The organism is Arthrobacter sp. Soil762, assembly GCF_001428335.1.
GTDB lineage: Bacteria > Actinomycetota > Actinomycetes > Actinomycetales > Micrococcaceae > Arthrobacter.
This window is the reverse complement of record NZ_LMSG01000019.1, coordinates 105080-120811: the sequence shown is the minus strand read 5'-3', so window position 1 is coordinate 120811 and position 15732 is coordinate 105080. Positions and strand designations below refer to the sequence as shown.

The window sequence follows — 15732 nt, the reverse complement described above, 5'->3', positions numbered from 1 at the left end:
GCCTATGCCGAGGCGATCTGGACACTGGCGTCCTGAACGCTGGCGGCCTGGACGGTGAACGCCGCCCGGAAGGCCGCCAGGGCTTCCTCGTCGTCACCGCTGGCCCAGGCTTCCATACCCACCGTCCCGTCGTAGCCTGCGTCCGCGAGGGCCCTGGCCACGGCCCGGTAGTTGATCTCCCCGGTTCCGGGTTCGCACCGCCCCGGGACGTCGGCCACCTGGACTTCGCCGATGTGCGGCAGGGCGGTCCGCACAAGCTCGATGAGGTTCCCCTCCCCCAGCTGTGCGTGGTACAGGTCCAGCATGAGCTTCACGTTGGGGTGCCCCGCTGCTTCCACGAGCGCCAGGGTGTCCTTGGCCCGGGCGAGCGGGATGCCGGGGTGGTCCAGGACCGTGTTGAGGTTCTCCAGGCAGAAGGTCACCCCATACTTCTCCCCCAAGTTGCCGAGCCGTTCCAGGGTCCGCGCCCCGGTGCTCCACATGCGGCCGGTGGACCGGTAGAGGGGGCGGGCCGCCTGGCCATCGATGAGCTCAGCGGAGTGCACCACCATCCGGCTGACGCCGAGTTCCAGGGCGGTCGGGATCAGCGACTCGGCCGTCCGCACCACGTCGTCGGCCGTGTCATGGTCCACGAGGCTTCCGGAGGTGTACCCGGTCATGGAGGAGAACACCGCGCCCGTGGCCTTGAGAGCGGCCAGGTCCTTGCCCCTGGAGTCCCACATCTCGACGTCGAATCCAGCGTCGTGGAGCCGCTGCACCCGTTCCACAAACGGCAGGTCCGTGAAGACCATTTCCGCGCAGACGGCCAGCCGCATCAGACGCCGGCCCGGGCGTCGTCACGGAGCGCCACCGGAGCAGCAGCCACAGCCACCGGGCCGCCCTGTTTGACCGATTCGATGCACGCCAGCGCCATGGCCAGCGCGCGGCGGGCGTCTGCGGCGCCGGGGGTGAGGGTGAAAGCGCCCGACGGCGGCGGTGTGCCGTCACGCTGCGCACGAACCGTGGCGGCGAAATCGGCGAGTTCGTCCGTGTAGGCCTGCCGGAACAGTTCCACGTTGAGGCGCGGCGTGTCCGCGGACAGTCCCTCCGCCGTGTAACGCCGGGCCGCAGTCTCGGTGGCACGGCCGGCCTGGACCATGCCCTTGGAACCGAAGACCTCGCCGCGGATGTCGTAGCCATAGAGGGCGCTGAAGTTTGCTTCCGCCACGGCGATGGCGCCGTTGCTGTAGCGGATGGTCACCACCGCGGTGTCCAGGAAACCCTGATCGCGCAGCTCCGGTTCCACGAGGGCGTCGGCCACGGCATAGACCTCCACCGGCTCGGCGCCTTCGTTGAACCAGTTCAGGGTGTCGAAGTCGTGAATCAGGGTTTCCAGGAAGACCGTCCACGCGGGGACCCTGGCCGCGTTCGGGATGCTGCCGTTGCCCGGATCGCGGGTCAGCGAGCGCAGGAGCTGGGGCTGCCCGGCGATGCCGGCCGCAAGGTCTTTCTTGGCGGCCTGGAAGTCATCCGCGTAGCGTCGGTTGAAGCCGATCTGGAAATGCACCCCCGCTTTTTCAACGGCGGCCAGCGCGGCGTCGAGTTCGTCCAGGCCTTGGCCCGCGGGCTTCTCGCAGAAGACGTGCTTGCCCGCGGCGGCAGCCTGGGTGATCAGGGCGGAGTGGAAGCGGGCCGGGCTCGCGATCACCACGGCGTCGATCTCCGGATCGGCCAGGATGTCTGCGGCGTCGGCCGTGACCTTTCCGGTGCCCAGCGATTGGGCAAGGGCCTGCGCGGATTCCACATTGGGGTCGGCGATGGCCGCCAGGATAGCGCCGGGGACGCGGCGGGCAATGCTTTCGGCATGGAACGCCCCCATCCAGCCGGAGCCGATGAGCCCGACCTTCACGGGTGCGGAGAGTCCTGCGGAGTGCTGTTCGATGTAGGCCATTGGCCCGTCCTTTCGATGGTCGAAACAAAAAATGAATCAGAGCCGTGCAGCGTCCTCGTCCGCCAACGTCTCTTCGCCCGGGAACACCACACCCAGCTGGCGGCGGATCTCGTCGGCCACGGCCAAGGTGCGGATGGACGCTGCCAGGGTCCGCTGGCCCGCTTGCGTCTGCCCGGCGGCCACGGCACGGGCCACGGCCGTTGCCTCGTAGTGCAGTCCCTCGAAGTGGCCGCCGGCCGGTTCCTCATGGCGCAGCCGGGCCCCGTCCGGGAAGCGGACCTCGAAGCCACCGGGCATGTTGAAGGGACCGTCGATGGTCAGCGTGGCCTTCGAACCGACGATCGTGGCCGCAGTGGGCGTGAAGTTATGCATGTGGGTGTTCACCACCGCCTGCGCACCGCCTGCGAACTGCATGATGGCGGACAGCTGGGCGTTGACCCCGGACTCATGGGGCTGGCCGATGGCGTGCAGCTCTTCCGGCAGGCCCAGGACCTCGGTGACCAGGGCCAGCGGGTACGTGCCGAGGTCCAGCAGCGGGCCGCCAGCCAGTGCGGGATCGAAGATCCTGTGCCCGCGTTCGAAGTGTTCGCCGTATTCGGCAAAAACCGTGGTGACGGTGCCCAGGGTCCCGGCGTCCAGGATCTGCCGGATCACGTCGAACTTGGGCAGGAAGAAACTCCACATGGCCTCGGCGGCGAACACCCCGGCGGCTTCGGCCCGTTTGGCGATGTCCCGGGCCTGCGCCGCGTTGAGGCCGATCGGTTTCTCGACCAGTACGTGTTTGCCGGCGTTCACGGCGAGCACCGCGGCCTGGTGGTGGAAGTTGTGTGGCGTGCAGACGTAGACGATGTCGATGTCCGGGGCGGCTGCCAGCTCTTCGTAGCTGCCGTAGGCCGCTGGTACGTCGAAAGCGTCCGCGAATGCCTTGGACCGGCTCAGCGAACGGGACCCGACGGCGGCGATCACCTGGTCCGTGTGCGCCTGGACGGATTCGGTGAAGCGTTCGGCGATCCAGCCCGGTCCCATGATCCCCCAGCGCAGCACTGGGGCATCCCGCGGACCGGGCACGCGGGAGACCGGCAGGGCGTAAAAGCTCACGAGTAGCTCACTTTCGTGTAGGCGCCGTCGCTGCGCAGGGACTGGATCATGGCTTGGGCAACGAGCGAGGCGTTGAGGCCATCCTGCGCCCCGGCCAGGGGTGGTTGTTCCCCCTGGGCCAATGCTGAGATCCAGGCCTGGAGCTGCAGCCGGTACGCGTCGGCGAAGCGCAGGCGCCAGTCTGCGGGTATTGCCGTCTGGCTGAGGCCCGCCTGCTGGACGCCCAGCAGTGCGGAATCATTCAGGCCGGTTGTGCCACGTTCCGAGACAACCTCGCAGCGCGTTGTGTAGCCGTACTGGGCGTTCAGGAACAGCTCCAGCGTGGTCACTGTGCCGTCGGCGGTGCGGAGCATCATAAAGGCGGGGTCCCGCAGCCCGCCGTCGGCATGGCGTGAGCTCCGCCCGGCCTGCCATGACACCTCCATGATGCGCGAGTCCAGCAACCAAGGGATGATGTCCAACTCATGGATGGCCGAATTGGTGATGGCCGATTCCGAGGTGGTGCCGGGGCCCGCAGCGGCGTTGCGGCTGGTGCAGTGGACCATCAGGGGCTCACCCTGGACCCGGTCCTGCACGGACTGGCGCAGGGCCACGTAGCCGGGGTCGAAGCGCCGCATAAAGCCCAGTGAGAGCAGGGATGCCCCGGTGGCGGCCACGATATCGGCGTCCGCCGCCGCCACCTCGAGGCTTTCCAGCAGCGTGGGAGCCAGCGGCTTCTCACACAGCACCGGGGTCATCGCCTCAAAGCATTCCAGCACCAGCCCGGCGTGGGTGGAGTCGTGGGAGGAAACCACGACCGCGTCCACCTCGCTGGAGTTGATCAGCTCGGAGGGATCGGTGGTGATGCGGGCGGCCGGGGCCGCAGCGGCCGCGGCACGGCCGGCGTCGAGGTCTGCCACAAAAGTGACCTCGGCACCGCCGATGGTGGTGGAGAGGTTCCTGATGTGGTCGGCGCCCATGATTCCGGCGCCAATGACGCCTACACGGATCGGCATGTTGGTCCTGTCCTGTCCATCGTGATTCTGTACGTCGTTTGGTGGCTGCCCCATGGCAAGGCCGGGGCCCGCCGGCGGTCCCCCGGAGGGCCTCTCCGGCCGGCGCTGCTAGCCGTGTCCTGGGGCGCCTGCCTGGACCGCGTCAGCGACGACGGCCACTTCCGCTTTGACTTCCTTGAGGGCTTCGCTGTGGCCGCCGAGCTGTTCGAGTTCGTGCGCGAGTTCTGCGAGTTCGGCGCCGCCGGCCATCTGGGCGGTGAGCTCGTCGAGGGTGATGTCCTTCTTGTCGTAGTAGCCGATCGACTTGCCGCGTTTGAGCAGCAGGAACCGGTCCCCGACGGGGAAGGCGTGGTGCGGGTTGTGGGTGATGAAGATGACGCCCAGGCCGCGGTCGCGGGCCTGCAGGATGTACCGCAGCACCACGCCGGACTGCTTCACGCCAAGTGCCGCCGTTGGCTCATCCAGGATCAGCACCTTGGCACCGAAGTACACCGCGCGGGCGATCGCGACACACTGGCGTTCACCGCCGGAGAGCTGGCCGATGGGCTGCTCCACATCGCGCAGGTCGATGCCCATCTCGGCGAGTTCCTTGAGCGTGATGGCCTTCATCTTCTCGACGTCCATGCTCTTGAACGGGCCGAAGCCGCTGGTCAGCTCCGAGCCGAGGAAGAAGTTCCGCCAGATCGGCATCAGCGGGACAACGGCGAGGTCCTGGTAGACCGTGGCGATGCCGGCGTCGAGGGCGTCGCGGGGGGAACTGAATTTCCGTTCCTCGCCCATGATGTTCAGGACCCCGGCGTCGTGCTGGTGCAGGCCGGCGATGATCTTGATTAGCGTGGACTTCCCCGCACCGTTATCACCCAGCACGCAGGTGACGCGGCCGTTGTCCACGGCCATGGTGACATCGGACAGGGCGATGATGTTGCCGTAGTGCTTGCCTACTCCCTCGAGGGAGAGCAGGTGCACGGGGGTGTGCGTGAGGGGATCTTTTTCGTTCTGGAGCAGCGTTTGCTGGTCGATCTGTTTGGCGTTCATTTCTCCGGGCCCCTTACTTGAGTTCCGCGCGGCGCTTGACGATGAGGTTGACGATGGTGGCCAGCAGCAGCATCAGGCCCAGGAAGAACTTGAACCAGTCCGGGTTCCACTGCGCGTACACAATGCCCTTGTTGGCCATGCCGAAGATGAACGCACCGATCGCCCCGCCGACCGCGGAACCGTAGCCGCCAGTCAGGAGGCAGCCGCCGATGACCGCGGCGATGATGTAAAGGAACTCGTTGCCCACACCCTCACCGGACTGCACGGTGTCGAAGGCGAAGAGGTTGTGCATGCCCAGGATCCAGCCGCAGAAACCCACGCCCATGAAGAGCCCGATCTTGGTGGCCTTGACCGGGACGCCTACGGCGCGCGCAGCGTTCTCGTCCCCGCCGACCGCGAAGATCCAGTTCCCCACCTTCGTGCGCATCAGCACCCAGGTGGCCACGGCGACGAGCGCGATCCAGATGAACACCGTGATCTTGACATCGATGCCGCCGATGGTGACGGAGGATGCGAACACGGCGCGGGCGGAGCCGAAACCGTCCATGGTGGAGATCGACGGGGAGGATACGGAACCGCCGATCAGCCGGGTCAGACCCAGGTTCAGGCCGGTGAGCATCAGGAACGTGGCCAGGGTGACGATGAAGCTGGGCAGCTTGGTCTTCATCAGAATCCAGCCGTTGATGTAGCCGATACCTAGGGAGACCAACAGGGCCAGGACGACGCCGACCCAGACGTTCGTGCTGAAGTACCAGCTGAACATCGACGCCGTAAGCGCCGAGGAGATCACGGCGACACCGGTGGACAGGTCGAACTCCCCGCCGATCATCAGCAGCGAAACCCCCACCGCCATGATCCCGATCGTGGAGCTGCCGTAGAGAATGGTCGCCAAGGCATTGGGTTGGGTGAAGGTCGGGGAAACCACTGCGAAGAAGATGAAAAGGACGAGTGCGCCCACGAGGGCGCCGACCTCGGGCCGGCCGAGGAGTTTCTGGAACGGGCTGCGCTTGGCGACGCGCTCGTCGAGCGCCGGTGACTTTGTCTTTGTCTGGGTGATGGTCATGATGATTCTCCTTGCTGCCGGGCCGGCGTTAGCCGGCCCGGCCAGCGGACTGTTAGCGGATACCCTGCTTGGCGAACTTCAGGACATCGGCCGCATTTGACTTGTCGACGAGGCTCGGGCCGGTGAGGACCGGCTGGCCGCCGCCGATGCTGAAGCCGCCGCGCTTGTTCTGCCACAGCGCGTCAACCGCGCCGTAGCCCTGCAGCCACGGCTGCTGGTCCACGGTGAACAGAACTGCACCATCCACAATCTTCTGGGCCAGATCCGCGTTCAGGTCGAAACTTGCCACCTTGGCAGAGCTGCCGGCGTCAGTGACCGACTTGAGGAGAGTCAGTGTGATGGGAGCGCCGAGGCCGATAATGACGTCGGCGTCCTTGGAAGCCTGGAGCTTGGCAGTCGCGGTGGACTGGACGGAGGTCATGTCCTTGCCGTCAACGTAAAGGATCTCCGTTCCAGGCACCTTCGCCTTGACGCCGGCGCACCGTGCTTCAAGGCCCACGTGGCCCTGTTCCTGAATCACGCAGATCGGATGCTTGAAGTTCTCCGCCGCGAGCCGGGTGCCGACGGCCTGGCCGGCGAGCTGCTCGTTGGAACCGAAGTGGGTGAACGCTGCCAACTGCGCCGAGACACCCTCGCCGGCGTTCAAGCTGACAATCGGGATGCCGGCGTCAGCGGCCTTCTTCAGGACGTCTTTGAGTGCTTCGGGCTTGGCGAGCGTGACCGCGATGCCGTCGACCTTCTGGTCGATAGCCTGCTGGATGAGTTGGGCCTGGCGCCCGGCTTCGGGATCGGACGTGTAGAGGAGCTCAACGTTGTCCTTCGCCGATGCCTCCTCTGCACCTTTGCGAACGATGTCCCAGAAGGTGTCACCCGCTGCGGCGTGGGTGATCAACGCGATCTTGATCCGGTCTGTAGTGGCAACCTGTCCGCCGCCCACGTTGCCGGTATCCGCCGGCTTGCCGCCCGTGCTGGAGCAGGCGCTGAGTGCCATCATGGGAACAACTGCCGCCACAAGGACCGTCGTCCGCCAGGAAAACTTCTTCACGATTTATCTCCTTTGATCTCAGGGTCCGGGCTGCCACTCTGCAACCGCCGGAGCACTGTCTACCTCGATCATGGTGATTCAACTCACGAATGTCAATAGTTTGTCCTGACATTAGGATGTTTTTACGTAAGCAGCCTACTGCGGCCGCCCTAAGATGCCGGCCGCGCCGTGGTCCCGCGAACAACCAGGGCGGGCTCAATCAGCTTCCGCTGCGGGCCAACCGCGGAGTCGTGAATGCGCGCCAGCAGCGCCTTTGCCACATCCACACCCACCAGGTCACTTCGGTTGTCCACGGAAGTCAGCTCCAGATACCGCGACTTGGCCAGGGTTGAATTGTCGTATCCGATCACCGAGATGTCCGCCGGGACCGCAAGCCCGCGCGCCTTAATGGCGCCCATCGCGCCCAACGCCATGGTGTCGTTGGCGGCGAAGATGGCCGTGGTGTCCGGATGGTGGTCCAGCAGCCAGCACGTCGAGGCGTAGCCATCCTCCTCGGACGTACCGCCCTGCTCCCCCACAGTCCGAAGTTCGGCACCGGACTCGCCGAGCCGGGCATGGAAACCCGCGCGCCGGTGTGCGGCGGCGCCGCCGGATCCGGAGAGGTGGCCTATCCGGGTGTGACCCAACTCCAGAAGATGGCTGGCCGCCATTCCGCCGCCACCGTCGTCGTCGTTGGTAATCAGGTCCGCGCCGGCCGGCACACCATCCCGCCACCCGGCCACTACTGTCGGAACCCCCGCCCCGGCCAGCATTGACGCGCTTGGCTCTGCCGCTATCACCAGCCCGTCAACGTGCATGGCAAGCAAACCGTCGACAGCTTCCTGGATGCGGTTCTCTCCAGGGCGGGAATCAGCCAGCATCACCTGGTAGCCATGTTCGGTCAGCGCAGATTCCATCCCCCGCAGCAAATCGACGAACCACAGGTTCCGGTAGTCGTCGATCACCAGCCCGATGCTCTTCGTCCGGCTGCTGGCGAGTGTGGTGGCGGCGCGGCTGGGGAGGTACCCGAGGTCCGAGATGGCCGCCTGGACAGCTTCCCGGCGCTTGTCGCTCACCCGCGCCGGATTCTGCAGTACAAGTGAAACCAGCGACGGCGAGACGCCCGCCTGCTTCGCCACGTCATAGATCGTCGGGCGTCGGGTCTTGGGGCTATGCAACGTCATGGGAGGTGCCTTTCATGTCTACCCTTGAGGATATCCGCAGGGTGATTGACAGGACATACATACATGGATACGCTCAGATCCAGTGCACTAAATTGTAGCGCTACAAAATGCCGTTGGAGCTTCCCGCCGCGGCTGAATTTCAAAGGAGAAATCAATGGCTGAAAGCCTAGGCGTCGCCGTCATCGGTGCAGGCATGGCCGGCAAGGCCCATGCTGCTGCATACCGCACCGCGTCTGCCCTCTACAGCCCGGTACTTCCCCCGGTGCGCCTGGTCTCGATCGGCGACGTCAACGCCGAATTCGGCTCACTGGCCGCCCGCCGTTTCGGATACGAGCGCAACGACACATCATGGCAGGCAATCGCCGAAGCCGATGACATCGACGTCGTAAGCGTGGTCATCGCCAACTCGCTCCACCGCGAAGTGGTGGAGGGGCTGCTCGCTGCCGGCAAGCACGTTTTGTGCGAGAAGCCGCTGAGCGACTCCCTGACAGACGCCCGCGCCATGGCCGAGGTAGCCCGCGCGGCCGAGGCCGGCGGCACGATCGCCCGTATCGGCTTCACATTCCGCCGCACCCCCGGCATCGCCTACATCCGGGACCTCATCCGCAACGGCGTCCTCGGCGACGTCCTGCACTTCAGCGGCCGCTACTGGACCGACTACGGCTTCAGCCCCGCCGCTCCCATGAGCTGGCGCTACAAGGGCGGCCCCGGCTCCGGTGCGCTGGCCGACGTCGGAAGCCACCTGACGTACATCTCCGAGTTCCTCTGTGGCGACATCAAGTCGGTCACCGGCGGCAGCCTCAGTACCGTGATCGACAAGCGTCCCCTGCCGCTCGCAGCCGTGATGGGGCACGACCACGCTGCCGTCAGCGACACCTTCGAAGCCGTCGAAAACGACGACTATGCAGCATTCAACGCCGAGTTCGGCACCGGAGCCGGCAGCTTCGAAGTCTCCCGGGTTGCGGCCGGACACGCCAACAGCCTCCAGTTCGAGGTGTTCTGCGAAAACGGTGCCGCCAAGTTTGACCAGCGCCGCCCCGCCGAAATCCAGCTGTTCCTCAACGACGGCTCCGGCAACGAGAACGGGTACCGCCAGGTCATCCTCGGCCCGGGCCACCCCTACATCGCCGGCGGCCTCGCCACGGACGCCCCGGAAGTCGGCTTCGGCCAGAACGACGCCTTCGGCTACCAGGCCCGAGCATTCCTCGAAGAGGTCGCCGGCCTCAGCGAAGAAGATTCCCTCCCCCGCTGCGCCACCTTCGACGAAGGCGTGCGCAACATGGAACTGCTCGGCGCAGTCACCGAATCCGCCCTGAACAACGGAAAGAAGATCACGCTATGAGGCTCGGTGTCTACAACGCGATCCTGCACGACCGGCCGCTTCCCGAAGCCCTGAAGGTCATCGCCGAGCTCGGCCTCACCGGCATCGAGATCAACACCGGCGGGTTCCTCCCCGCCGTGCACGTCCCCACCATGGAACAGATCCTGGAAAGCGACGCCGCACGCGATGACTATCTGGCGGTCTTCGAGGGCACCGGTGTTTCCATCGCGGGCCTTAACTGCAACGGCAACCCGCTGCACCCCAACCGTGAGATCGGCGAGAAGCACGCCGAGGACATCCGCCGCTCCATCCGGCTGGCCAGCCGCCTCGGCCAGGACCGGGTAGTCACCATGTCCGGCCTGCCGGGCGGAGAGCCCGGAGCCACCACCGTCAACTGGGTGGTCAACGCCTGGAACTCCGCAGCACTGGATGTACTGGACTACCAGTGGGGCGTGGCTGCGGAATTCTGGAAGGAAACCGACCGCCTGGCGGCTGACCACGACGTCAAGGTGGCCCTCGAACTGCACCCGCAGAACCTCGTCTTCAACACTGCCGACGTCCGCAAGCTGATCGAGCTGACCAAGGCAACGCATGTCGGCGTCGAACTGGATGCCTCCCACCTGTTCTGGCAGCAGATGGATCCGGTCGCCGTGGTGCGCGAACTCGGGCCCCTCGTGTTCCAGGCGGCGGCGAAAGACGTCCGCGTAAACACCGAAAACGCCGCGCTCTACGGCGTGCTGGACAACAGCTTCCGCCGCCTTGCGCCGGAGGAAAACCGCACCAACCTCGGCGGCGACGAATGGGCCAACGAGTGGCCCAAGAATTCCGCCTGGGACTTTGTGGCCCTGGGCCGCGGGCATAACACCGCTTATTGGACGGAGTTCCTCCGCGCCCTGCACGAAGTTGACCCGGAGATGCTGGTCAACATCGAGCACGAGGACGTTTCACTGGGCCGGATCGAGGGCCTGCAGGTGGCGGCCAAGGTGCTGCGGGATGCTGACGCTGCGCTCAGTTCATCGCTGAACGTTACGGCTTAGTCAGCCAATCAGTCAGGCAAAGCTTGTGAACAGCAAGGGGGCGGCGCATGTGCGTCGCCCCCTTGCTGTCGTAGTCCTGAACGTCTACCACAACCGGCGCCGCGACGCGGATATCCTTACGCTCGCCAAACTCAACCATTCCACCACGAGGGAGCTGCGGGCCTACGGCAGCAGGGGCAGCTACTTCGCCTCCGGCGCCGACGTTCAGGCCGACGCCCTGATGTCGGGCCGCCGTCCGGTTGAGGAACCGGCAACGTGGGGAATCGACGCGGACGAAAACCGGGGCACCCTGGCTATAAAGGACGGCCGCGAGACCATTGCCTCGGCGCAGGGCAACTATGCCGGCTTCCATACAGAGTTCGCCCGCGCGGTCCGCGGGGACGGCCCTGGACCCGTACCGGCGACGGAAGGAATCCGGACGCTGGAGGTGCTGGATGCGGCCCGCCGCAGTGCGCTGGAGAACGCGGTGATCGCGCTCTGAGCAGTCCGCCGAAGTAGTCCCCCAAGAGGGGACAGGCGAAAACGCCCGACGCCGGCCGGCGTCGGGCGTTCTTGTGTCACCTTGGTTTCTGCGCCACCTTAGACGGTCACGCCTGAGCGCTGCTTGAACAGGTGCTCGAGCTCCTCCAGGGATTTGTCCTTGGTCTCCGGAACGACGCGCTTGACCCAGACAATGGCACCCAGCTGCAGTGCCACGAAGATGAAGAACGTCGCCGAAACACCGATCCACGAGACCATCTGCGGGAAGAAGAACCCGATCAGGAAGTTGATCATCCACAGCACAAAGACGCAGATGCCCATAGCGATACCGCGGACGTGCATGGGGAAGATCTCGGACATGGTCAGCCACGTGACGGTGCCGATGCAGCCCTGCATGGACGCCAGGAACGTCACCATGAACAGCAGCACAAGGTAGCCGCGCAACGTGCCCTCCGGCAGGAGCATGGAGACGAGCGCGATGGCCGTCAGCGAAGAAGCGGTGCCGCACAGTCCCACGATCAGCATGGGCTTGCGGGGCACCCGCGTCATCAGATACATGCCGACGACCACGGCCGCCACGGACGTGACGCCGTTCAGGACGTTGGCGATCAGGGCGCCCTGGTCGCCAAATCCGGACGAGGAAAGGATGGACGTCCCGTAGTACATGATGGCGTTGACGCCGCTGATCTGGTTGATGATGGCCATGCCCAGGCCCACCACGAAGATCCTGCGGATCCACGGAACGGTGAGGTCCTTGAACGTGCCCATCCTGGCCTGGTAATCCTCCCGGGCTGCCTGCCGCACCTCGTCGAACTCCGCGGAGACGTCGCCGGCGGCGCGGGTGGAGCGCAGCACCTCAAGGACGGCCCCGAAGCGGCCGGCCGACGCCAGCCAGCGCGGGCTCTCCGGCAGGACCAGCATGCCGAACCACAGGACGACGGCCGGGAGCGTGGCGATAACCAGCATCCAGCGCCACACGTGCGTTTCTTCGGGGAAGGCATTGCCGAGCACCGCGTTGAAGGTGAAGGCCAGGAACTGGCCGGTGACGATCATCAGCTCGTTTTGCGTGACGATGCGGCCGCGTTGGGCCGCCGGGGACATTTCCGCGAGGTAGACGGGGACAATCACGGAGGCGCCGCCCACGGCCAGGCCCAGCAGAGTGCGCGCCGCGATGAGCAGTTCAGTGCTTGGTGAGAGGGTGCAGGCGATGGTGGCCACGACGAAGATCAGGGCCAGTCCCATGATGGTCTTACGCCGGCCGAAGCGGTCCGAGAGCCGGCCTGCGCTGATGGCGCCGAAGGCCGCGCCGAACAGGAGCGTGGACGTGACCAGCCCTTCGGTGAGCGGCGTCAGCCCGAGGTCCCGCTGCATAAACGGCAGGGCGCCGTTGATGACGCCGGTGTCGTAGCCGAACAGCAGTCCGCCGAACGTGGAGAAGAGCGCCACCTTCCGCATGAACTTCTTCGGATTTGCCGGTTTGGCCGGGTTGTTCGGCTTGGTGCTGCCGGGCGTGTCGGACTGGACTGTGCCGGTATTCGTCATGGTTCCGTTGCTTTGGTCAGTCTTCCCCACCACTACTTGGCCTGGGCGACGTAGTTGCGCATCGTCTCCAGCTGGTAGCGGGACACGTCCTCGGCATTGTCGTCTTCGGCGAAGACACTGGACACCATCACGGTGTTGTCCTTGTCCAGGAAGCCGATTTCCTTGAGCCCGCCGAAGAACTCGTCCCAGTTCACGTCGCCGTCGCCGATCTTCAGGTGCTGGTGCACCCGCACGGCGTTTCCGGGCGGGTTGGTGATGTAGCGCAGGCCGTGGGAGGCGTGGTGGTCCATGGTGTCCGACACGTGGACCAGGCGCAGCCTGTCCCCGGCCGCCCGCATGATTTCCAGCGGCTTGTTGCCCATGTGGAAGGAGTGCGAGGCAACGTAGACCATGCCGATGTTGGGCGAGTTGATGCCGCGGATGACGCGGATGGCGGCGAGGCCGTCTTCGACGAAGTCGTCCGGGTGCGGGTCGATCAGGACATCCAGGCCCTCACGCTCGATGATCGGCAGCAGCTCTTCCATGGAGCGGTAGAAGGCGCGCTCGGATTCTTCGGCCTTTTCGGGGCGGCCGCTGAATTCGGTGTTCATGGTGCTGACGCCAAGGTCCACGGCAATCTGGATGGCACGCTTCCAGTAGCGGACCGCTGCTTCGCGGGCATCCTCATCCGGGCCGGACCAGCGCAGCACGGGAAGCACCGATGCGATTTCGACGCCGGCGTCCTTGCAGGCCTTGTTCATCTGGGCCACAAGCTCATCATCGGCTTTGGGGTGATTGTAAAACGGGATCATGTCCGCATGCGGAGTCAGCTGCAGGTACTTGTAACCGAGATCGGCGGCCACGCGCGGAAATTCCAGCAGGCTGTGGCTGTGGTGGAACGGGGTGGGGTCCAGGGCGATTTTCATGGTCACTCCTTTGTGAATGAGTCAGTGAACTAAGTTTTTGTCCAGATAATGCACCGAGAGGGGACTCAAAGTCGCATTATCTGGACAAAAACTACGGGAGCGGGATGGGCTGTTAGGTGTAGAGGTCCGGCTTGGCGTTCAGCTGGACGTTGACCTTTTCGCCCGACTTCTGGGCTTCGACGCCGGCTTCGCAGCAGGCTGCGGTGGCGTAGCCGTCCCAGGCGGTGGGGCCGCCGATTTCGCCGCGGCGGGCGGCGTCCACCCAGGCCTGGACCTCGACGTCGTATGCGGCACCGAAGCGCTCTTCGAAGCCGGGGGTGACGGCGCCGCCCCAGCGGCCGGACGTGCGGATGTACGGGCCGCTGTCGCCGCCGATGTTCACGATGCCGTCCTCGAACGAGGCCTGGGTGGCCACTTCGTAGCCGAACTTGGCGTTGACGTAGATCTCGACGTCGGCCAGGACGCCGGATTCGGTTTCGAGCAGTACGTGCTGAGGATCGTGCTGGCCGGCCGGGGCGTTCTTCGTGGCCTTGCCGAGCCGGACCTGCACGGAGGTGATTTCCTCGCCGGTAAAGAAGCGGATGGCGTCGAACTCGTGGACCACGGAATCGTTGATCAGCATTTCGTTGGTGAAGCCGGCGGGCGTGGTGGGGTTCCGGTGCTGGTGGTGGAGCATCAGCAGCTCGCCCAGTTCGCCGTCGCGGATGACTGAGCCCAGGGCGGCGTATTCGGCGTCGAAGCGGCGCATGAAGCCCACCTGGATGCGCTTGTGGCCCAGCGCCGTTTCGGCCTGGACAACCTTCCACGCACTTTCCGCATCAGGGGTGAGCGGCTTTTCACAGAGAATCGGGAAGCCCTTCTCCAGTGCCTTGTACAGGATTTCCTCGTGGAGGAAGCCCGGCGTGGCGATCAGCACGGCGTTGACGTCGCCGTTGTTGAGCGCCTCGTCGGCGCTGGCCAGCGCCACGGCACCGTCGATGCCTTCGATGGCGGCCTGTGCCCGGGAGAGGTCGACGTCGACGACGGCGGCCACTTCGGCGCCGTGGATGCGCGTGCTGAGGCGCTTGATGTGGTCCGCACCCATGCGGCCTGCGCCGATGACGGCAACACGGAGAATGTCAGTCATTGTTCTGTCCTTAGTATCGTGTGACGGGGGTGCTAGCTGACGGTGGTGCGGGAGCCGCAGGAGAGCAGGTAGTTGCGGGTTCGCTTGGCGATGGGCATCGGCACGTCGAAGGCGACCGGGTACATGTCCTGTTCCACGATGCCGAAGATCGGCCGGTTGAGCCCTTCCACCGCTTCGATGACGGCGCGCAGGTCCGGGAGGCCGTTCGGCGGCTCGGTCATCACGCCGGCTAGGTTGGCCGCTGCCCAGGTCATGTTTTCTTCGTTGACCTTTTTCAGGACGTCCGGGTTGATCTGCTTCAGGTGCAGGTAGCCGATGCGGTCCGGGTAGTTCTTGATCAGCTCCAGGCTGGACGCTCCGCAGTACTCGGCGTGGCCGGTGTCCAGGCACAGATTCAGGTATTCCGGGTCCGTTGAGGCCAGCAGCGTCTCGATGTCCTGCTGCGCACCAACGTGCGAATCGGCGTGTGAGTGGAACTGCTGCTTCAGGCCGAAGTCCTCCAGCAGCACTTTGCCCATGCGGTTGTGGCCGGCGAAGAGGTCCGCCCACTGTTCCTGTGAGAGCTCGCCGCTCTCCACTGCCTCACCGGTGACGTCGTCGCGCCACATGGCGGGAATGACCACGATGTGTTCGCCGCCCATGGCTGCCGTCAGTTCGGCCACCCTACGGGCCGGCTCCCAGGCTTCATCGTATTGCCTGGCGCCACGGTGGAACGCCGTGAAGACCGTTCCGGCAGTGACCTTCAGGTCGCGGGCCTTCAGTTCCTCGGCCAGCCGCGTGGGATCGTTCGGCAGGTAGCCGTACGGACCCAGTTCGATCCACTTGTAGCCGGATTCGGCCACTTCGTCGAGGAAGCGTTCCCACGGAGTCTGCTGGGGGTCATCCGCGAACCACACGCCCCACGAGTCCGGAGCGGTTCCGATGATCAGCTTGTTCTCTGTCATTGCTCAATCCTTTTGCATCGGTTGCTCCGCAAAAGCCCTTTTGGACGC

The 15732-nt window shown here is 65.4% G+C and carries 15 protein-coding genes; 3 read left to right on the top strand and 12 right to left on the bottom strand.

What is annotated here, in order from left to right; all coding sequences use genetic code 11:
- Positions 1-2: 2 nt before the first annotated feature.
- The 8 genes from ASG77_RS14535 to ASG77_RS14500 form a co-directional block, all read right to left on the bottom strand.
- Positions 3-815 (bottom strand): TIM barrel protein, encoded by an 813-nt coding sequence (locus ASG77_RS14535; protein ID WP_056346726.1) that lies wholly within the window; start codon positions 813-815, stop codon positions 3-5.
- Positions 815-1930 carry a Gfo/Idh/MocA family oxidoreductase gene (locus tag ASG77_RS14530; RefSeq protein WP_056346725.1) on the bottom strand — a complete coding sequence of 372 codons (1116 nt, stop codon included), beginning with the start codon at positions 1928-1930 and terminating at the stop codon, positions 815-817. The genes ASG77_RS14535 and ASG77_RS14530 overlap by 1 nt, the downstream gene beginning before the upstream one ends.
- A gap of 36 nt (positions 1931-1966) precedes the next feature.
- A complete protein-coding gene (locus ASG77_RS14525; RefSeq protein WP_056346723.1) occupies positions 1967-3028 on the bottom strand; it encodes a Gfo/Idh/MocA family protein in 1062 nt (353 codons plus the stop codon).
- A complete protein-coding gene (locus ASG77_RS14520) occupies positions 3025-4023 on the bottom strand; it encodes a Gfo/Idh/MocA family oxidoreductase (RefSeq protein ID WP_056346721.1) in 999 nt (332 codons plus the stop codon). The genes ASG77_RS14525 and ASG77_RS14520 overlap by 4 nt, the downstream gene beginning before the upstream one ends.
- A gap of 108 nt (positions 4024-4131) precedes the next feature.
- Positions 4132-5058, bottom strand: a complete 927-nt coding sequence (locus tag ASG77_RS14515; protein WP_056346720.1) for an ATP-binding cassette domain-containing protein — start codon at positions 5056-5058, stop codon at positions 4132-4134.
- 13 nt (positions 5059-5071) lie between these two features.
- A complete protein-coding gene (locus ASG77_RS14510) occupies positions 5072-6121 on the bottom strand; it encodes an ABC transporter permease (protein WP_056346718.1) in 1050 nt (349 codons plus the stop codon).
- Positions 6122-6173: 52 nt separating this feature from the next.
- A complete protein-coding gene (locus ASG77_RS14505; protein ID WP_056346717.1) occupies positions 6174-7166 on the bottom strand; it encodes a substrate-binding domain-containing protein in 993 nt (330 codons plus the stop codon).
- Between the two features lie 149 nt (positions 7167-7315).
- Positions 7316-8329 carry a LacI family DNA-binding transcriptional regulator gene (locus ASG77_RS14500; RefSeq protein ID WP_056346715.1) on the bottom strand — a complete coding sequence of 338 codons (1014 nt, stop codon included), beginning with the start codon at positions 8327-8329 and terminating at the stop codon, positions 7316-7318.
- Positions 8330-8483: 154 nt separating this feature from the next.
- On the opposite strand from ASG77_RS14500, the gene ASG77_RS14495 reads away from it, so the two are divergent.
- From ASG77_RS14495 to ASG77_RS14485, 3 genes are read left to right on the top strand one after another with little or no spacing between them, the layout of a single operon-like run.
- Positions 8484-9671 carry a Gfo/Idh/MocA family protein gene (locus ASG77_RS14495; protein WP_056346713.1) on the top strand — a complete coding sequence of 396 codons (1188 nt, stop codon included), beginning with the start codon at positions 8484-8486 and terminating at the stop codon, positions 9669-9671.
- Positions 9668-10687 (top strand): sugar phosphate isomerase/epimerase family protein, encoded by a 1020-nt coding sequence (locus tag ASG77_RS14490; protein ID WP_056346709.1) that lies wholly within the window; start codon positions 9668-9670, stop codon positions 10685-10687. Before ASG77_RS14495 ends, ASG77_RS14490 begins: the two co-directional genes overlap by 4 nt.
- A 49-nt stretch (positions 10688-10736) precedes the next feature.
- Positions 10737-11168 (top strand): Gfo/Idh/MocA family oxidoreductase, encoded by a 432-nt coding sequence (locus tag ASG77_RS14485; protein WP_235564552.1) that lies wholly within the window; start codon positions 10737-10739, stop codon positions 11166-11168.
- 98 nt (positions 11169-11266) lie between these two features.
- On the opposite strand, the gene ASG77_RS14480 is transcribed toward ASG77_RS14485, so the two are convergent.
- The 4 genes from ASG77_RS14480 to ASG77_RS14465 all read right to left on the bottom strand — a co-directional run bounded on the left by ASG77_RS14480 (position 11267) and on the right by ASG77_RS14465 (position 15684).
- Entirely contained in the window at positions 11267-12709 is a 1443-nt protein-coding gene (locus ASG77_RS14480; protein WP_056347315.1) for a sugar porter family MFS transporter, read from the bottom strand.
- Positions 12710-12741: 32 nt separating this feature from the next.
- Positions 12742-13614, bottom strand: coding sequence for a sugar phosphate isomerase/epimerase family protein (locus ASG77_RS14475; protein ID WP_056346707.1), 873 nt, complete (start codon positions 13612-13614; stop codon positions 12742-12744).
- Between the two features lie 112 nt (positions 13615-13726).
- Positions 13727-14740 carry a Gfo/Idh/MocA family protein gene (locus ASG77_RS14470; RefSeq protein ID WP_056346705.1) on the bottom strand — a complete coding sequence of 338 codons (1014 nt, stop codon included), beginning with the start codon at positions 14738-14740 and terminating at the stop codon, positions 13727-13729.
- 32 nt (positions 14741-14772) lie between these two features.
- Positions 14773-15684, bottom strand: coding sequence for a sugar phosphate isomerase/epimerase family protein (locus ASG77_RS14465; RefSeq protein ID WP_056346702.1), 912 nt, complete (start codon positions 15682-15684; stop codon positions 14773-14775).
- Between the last annotated feature and the right edge of the window lie 48 nt (positions 15685-15732).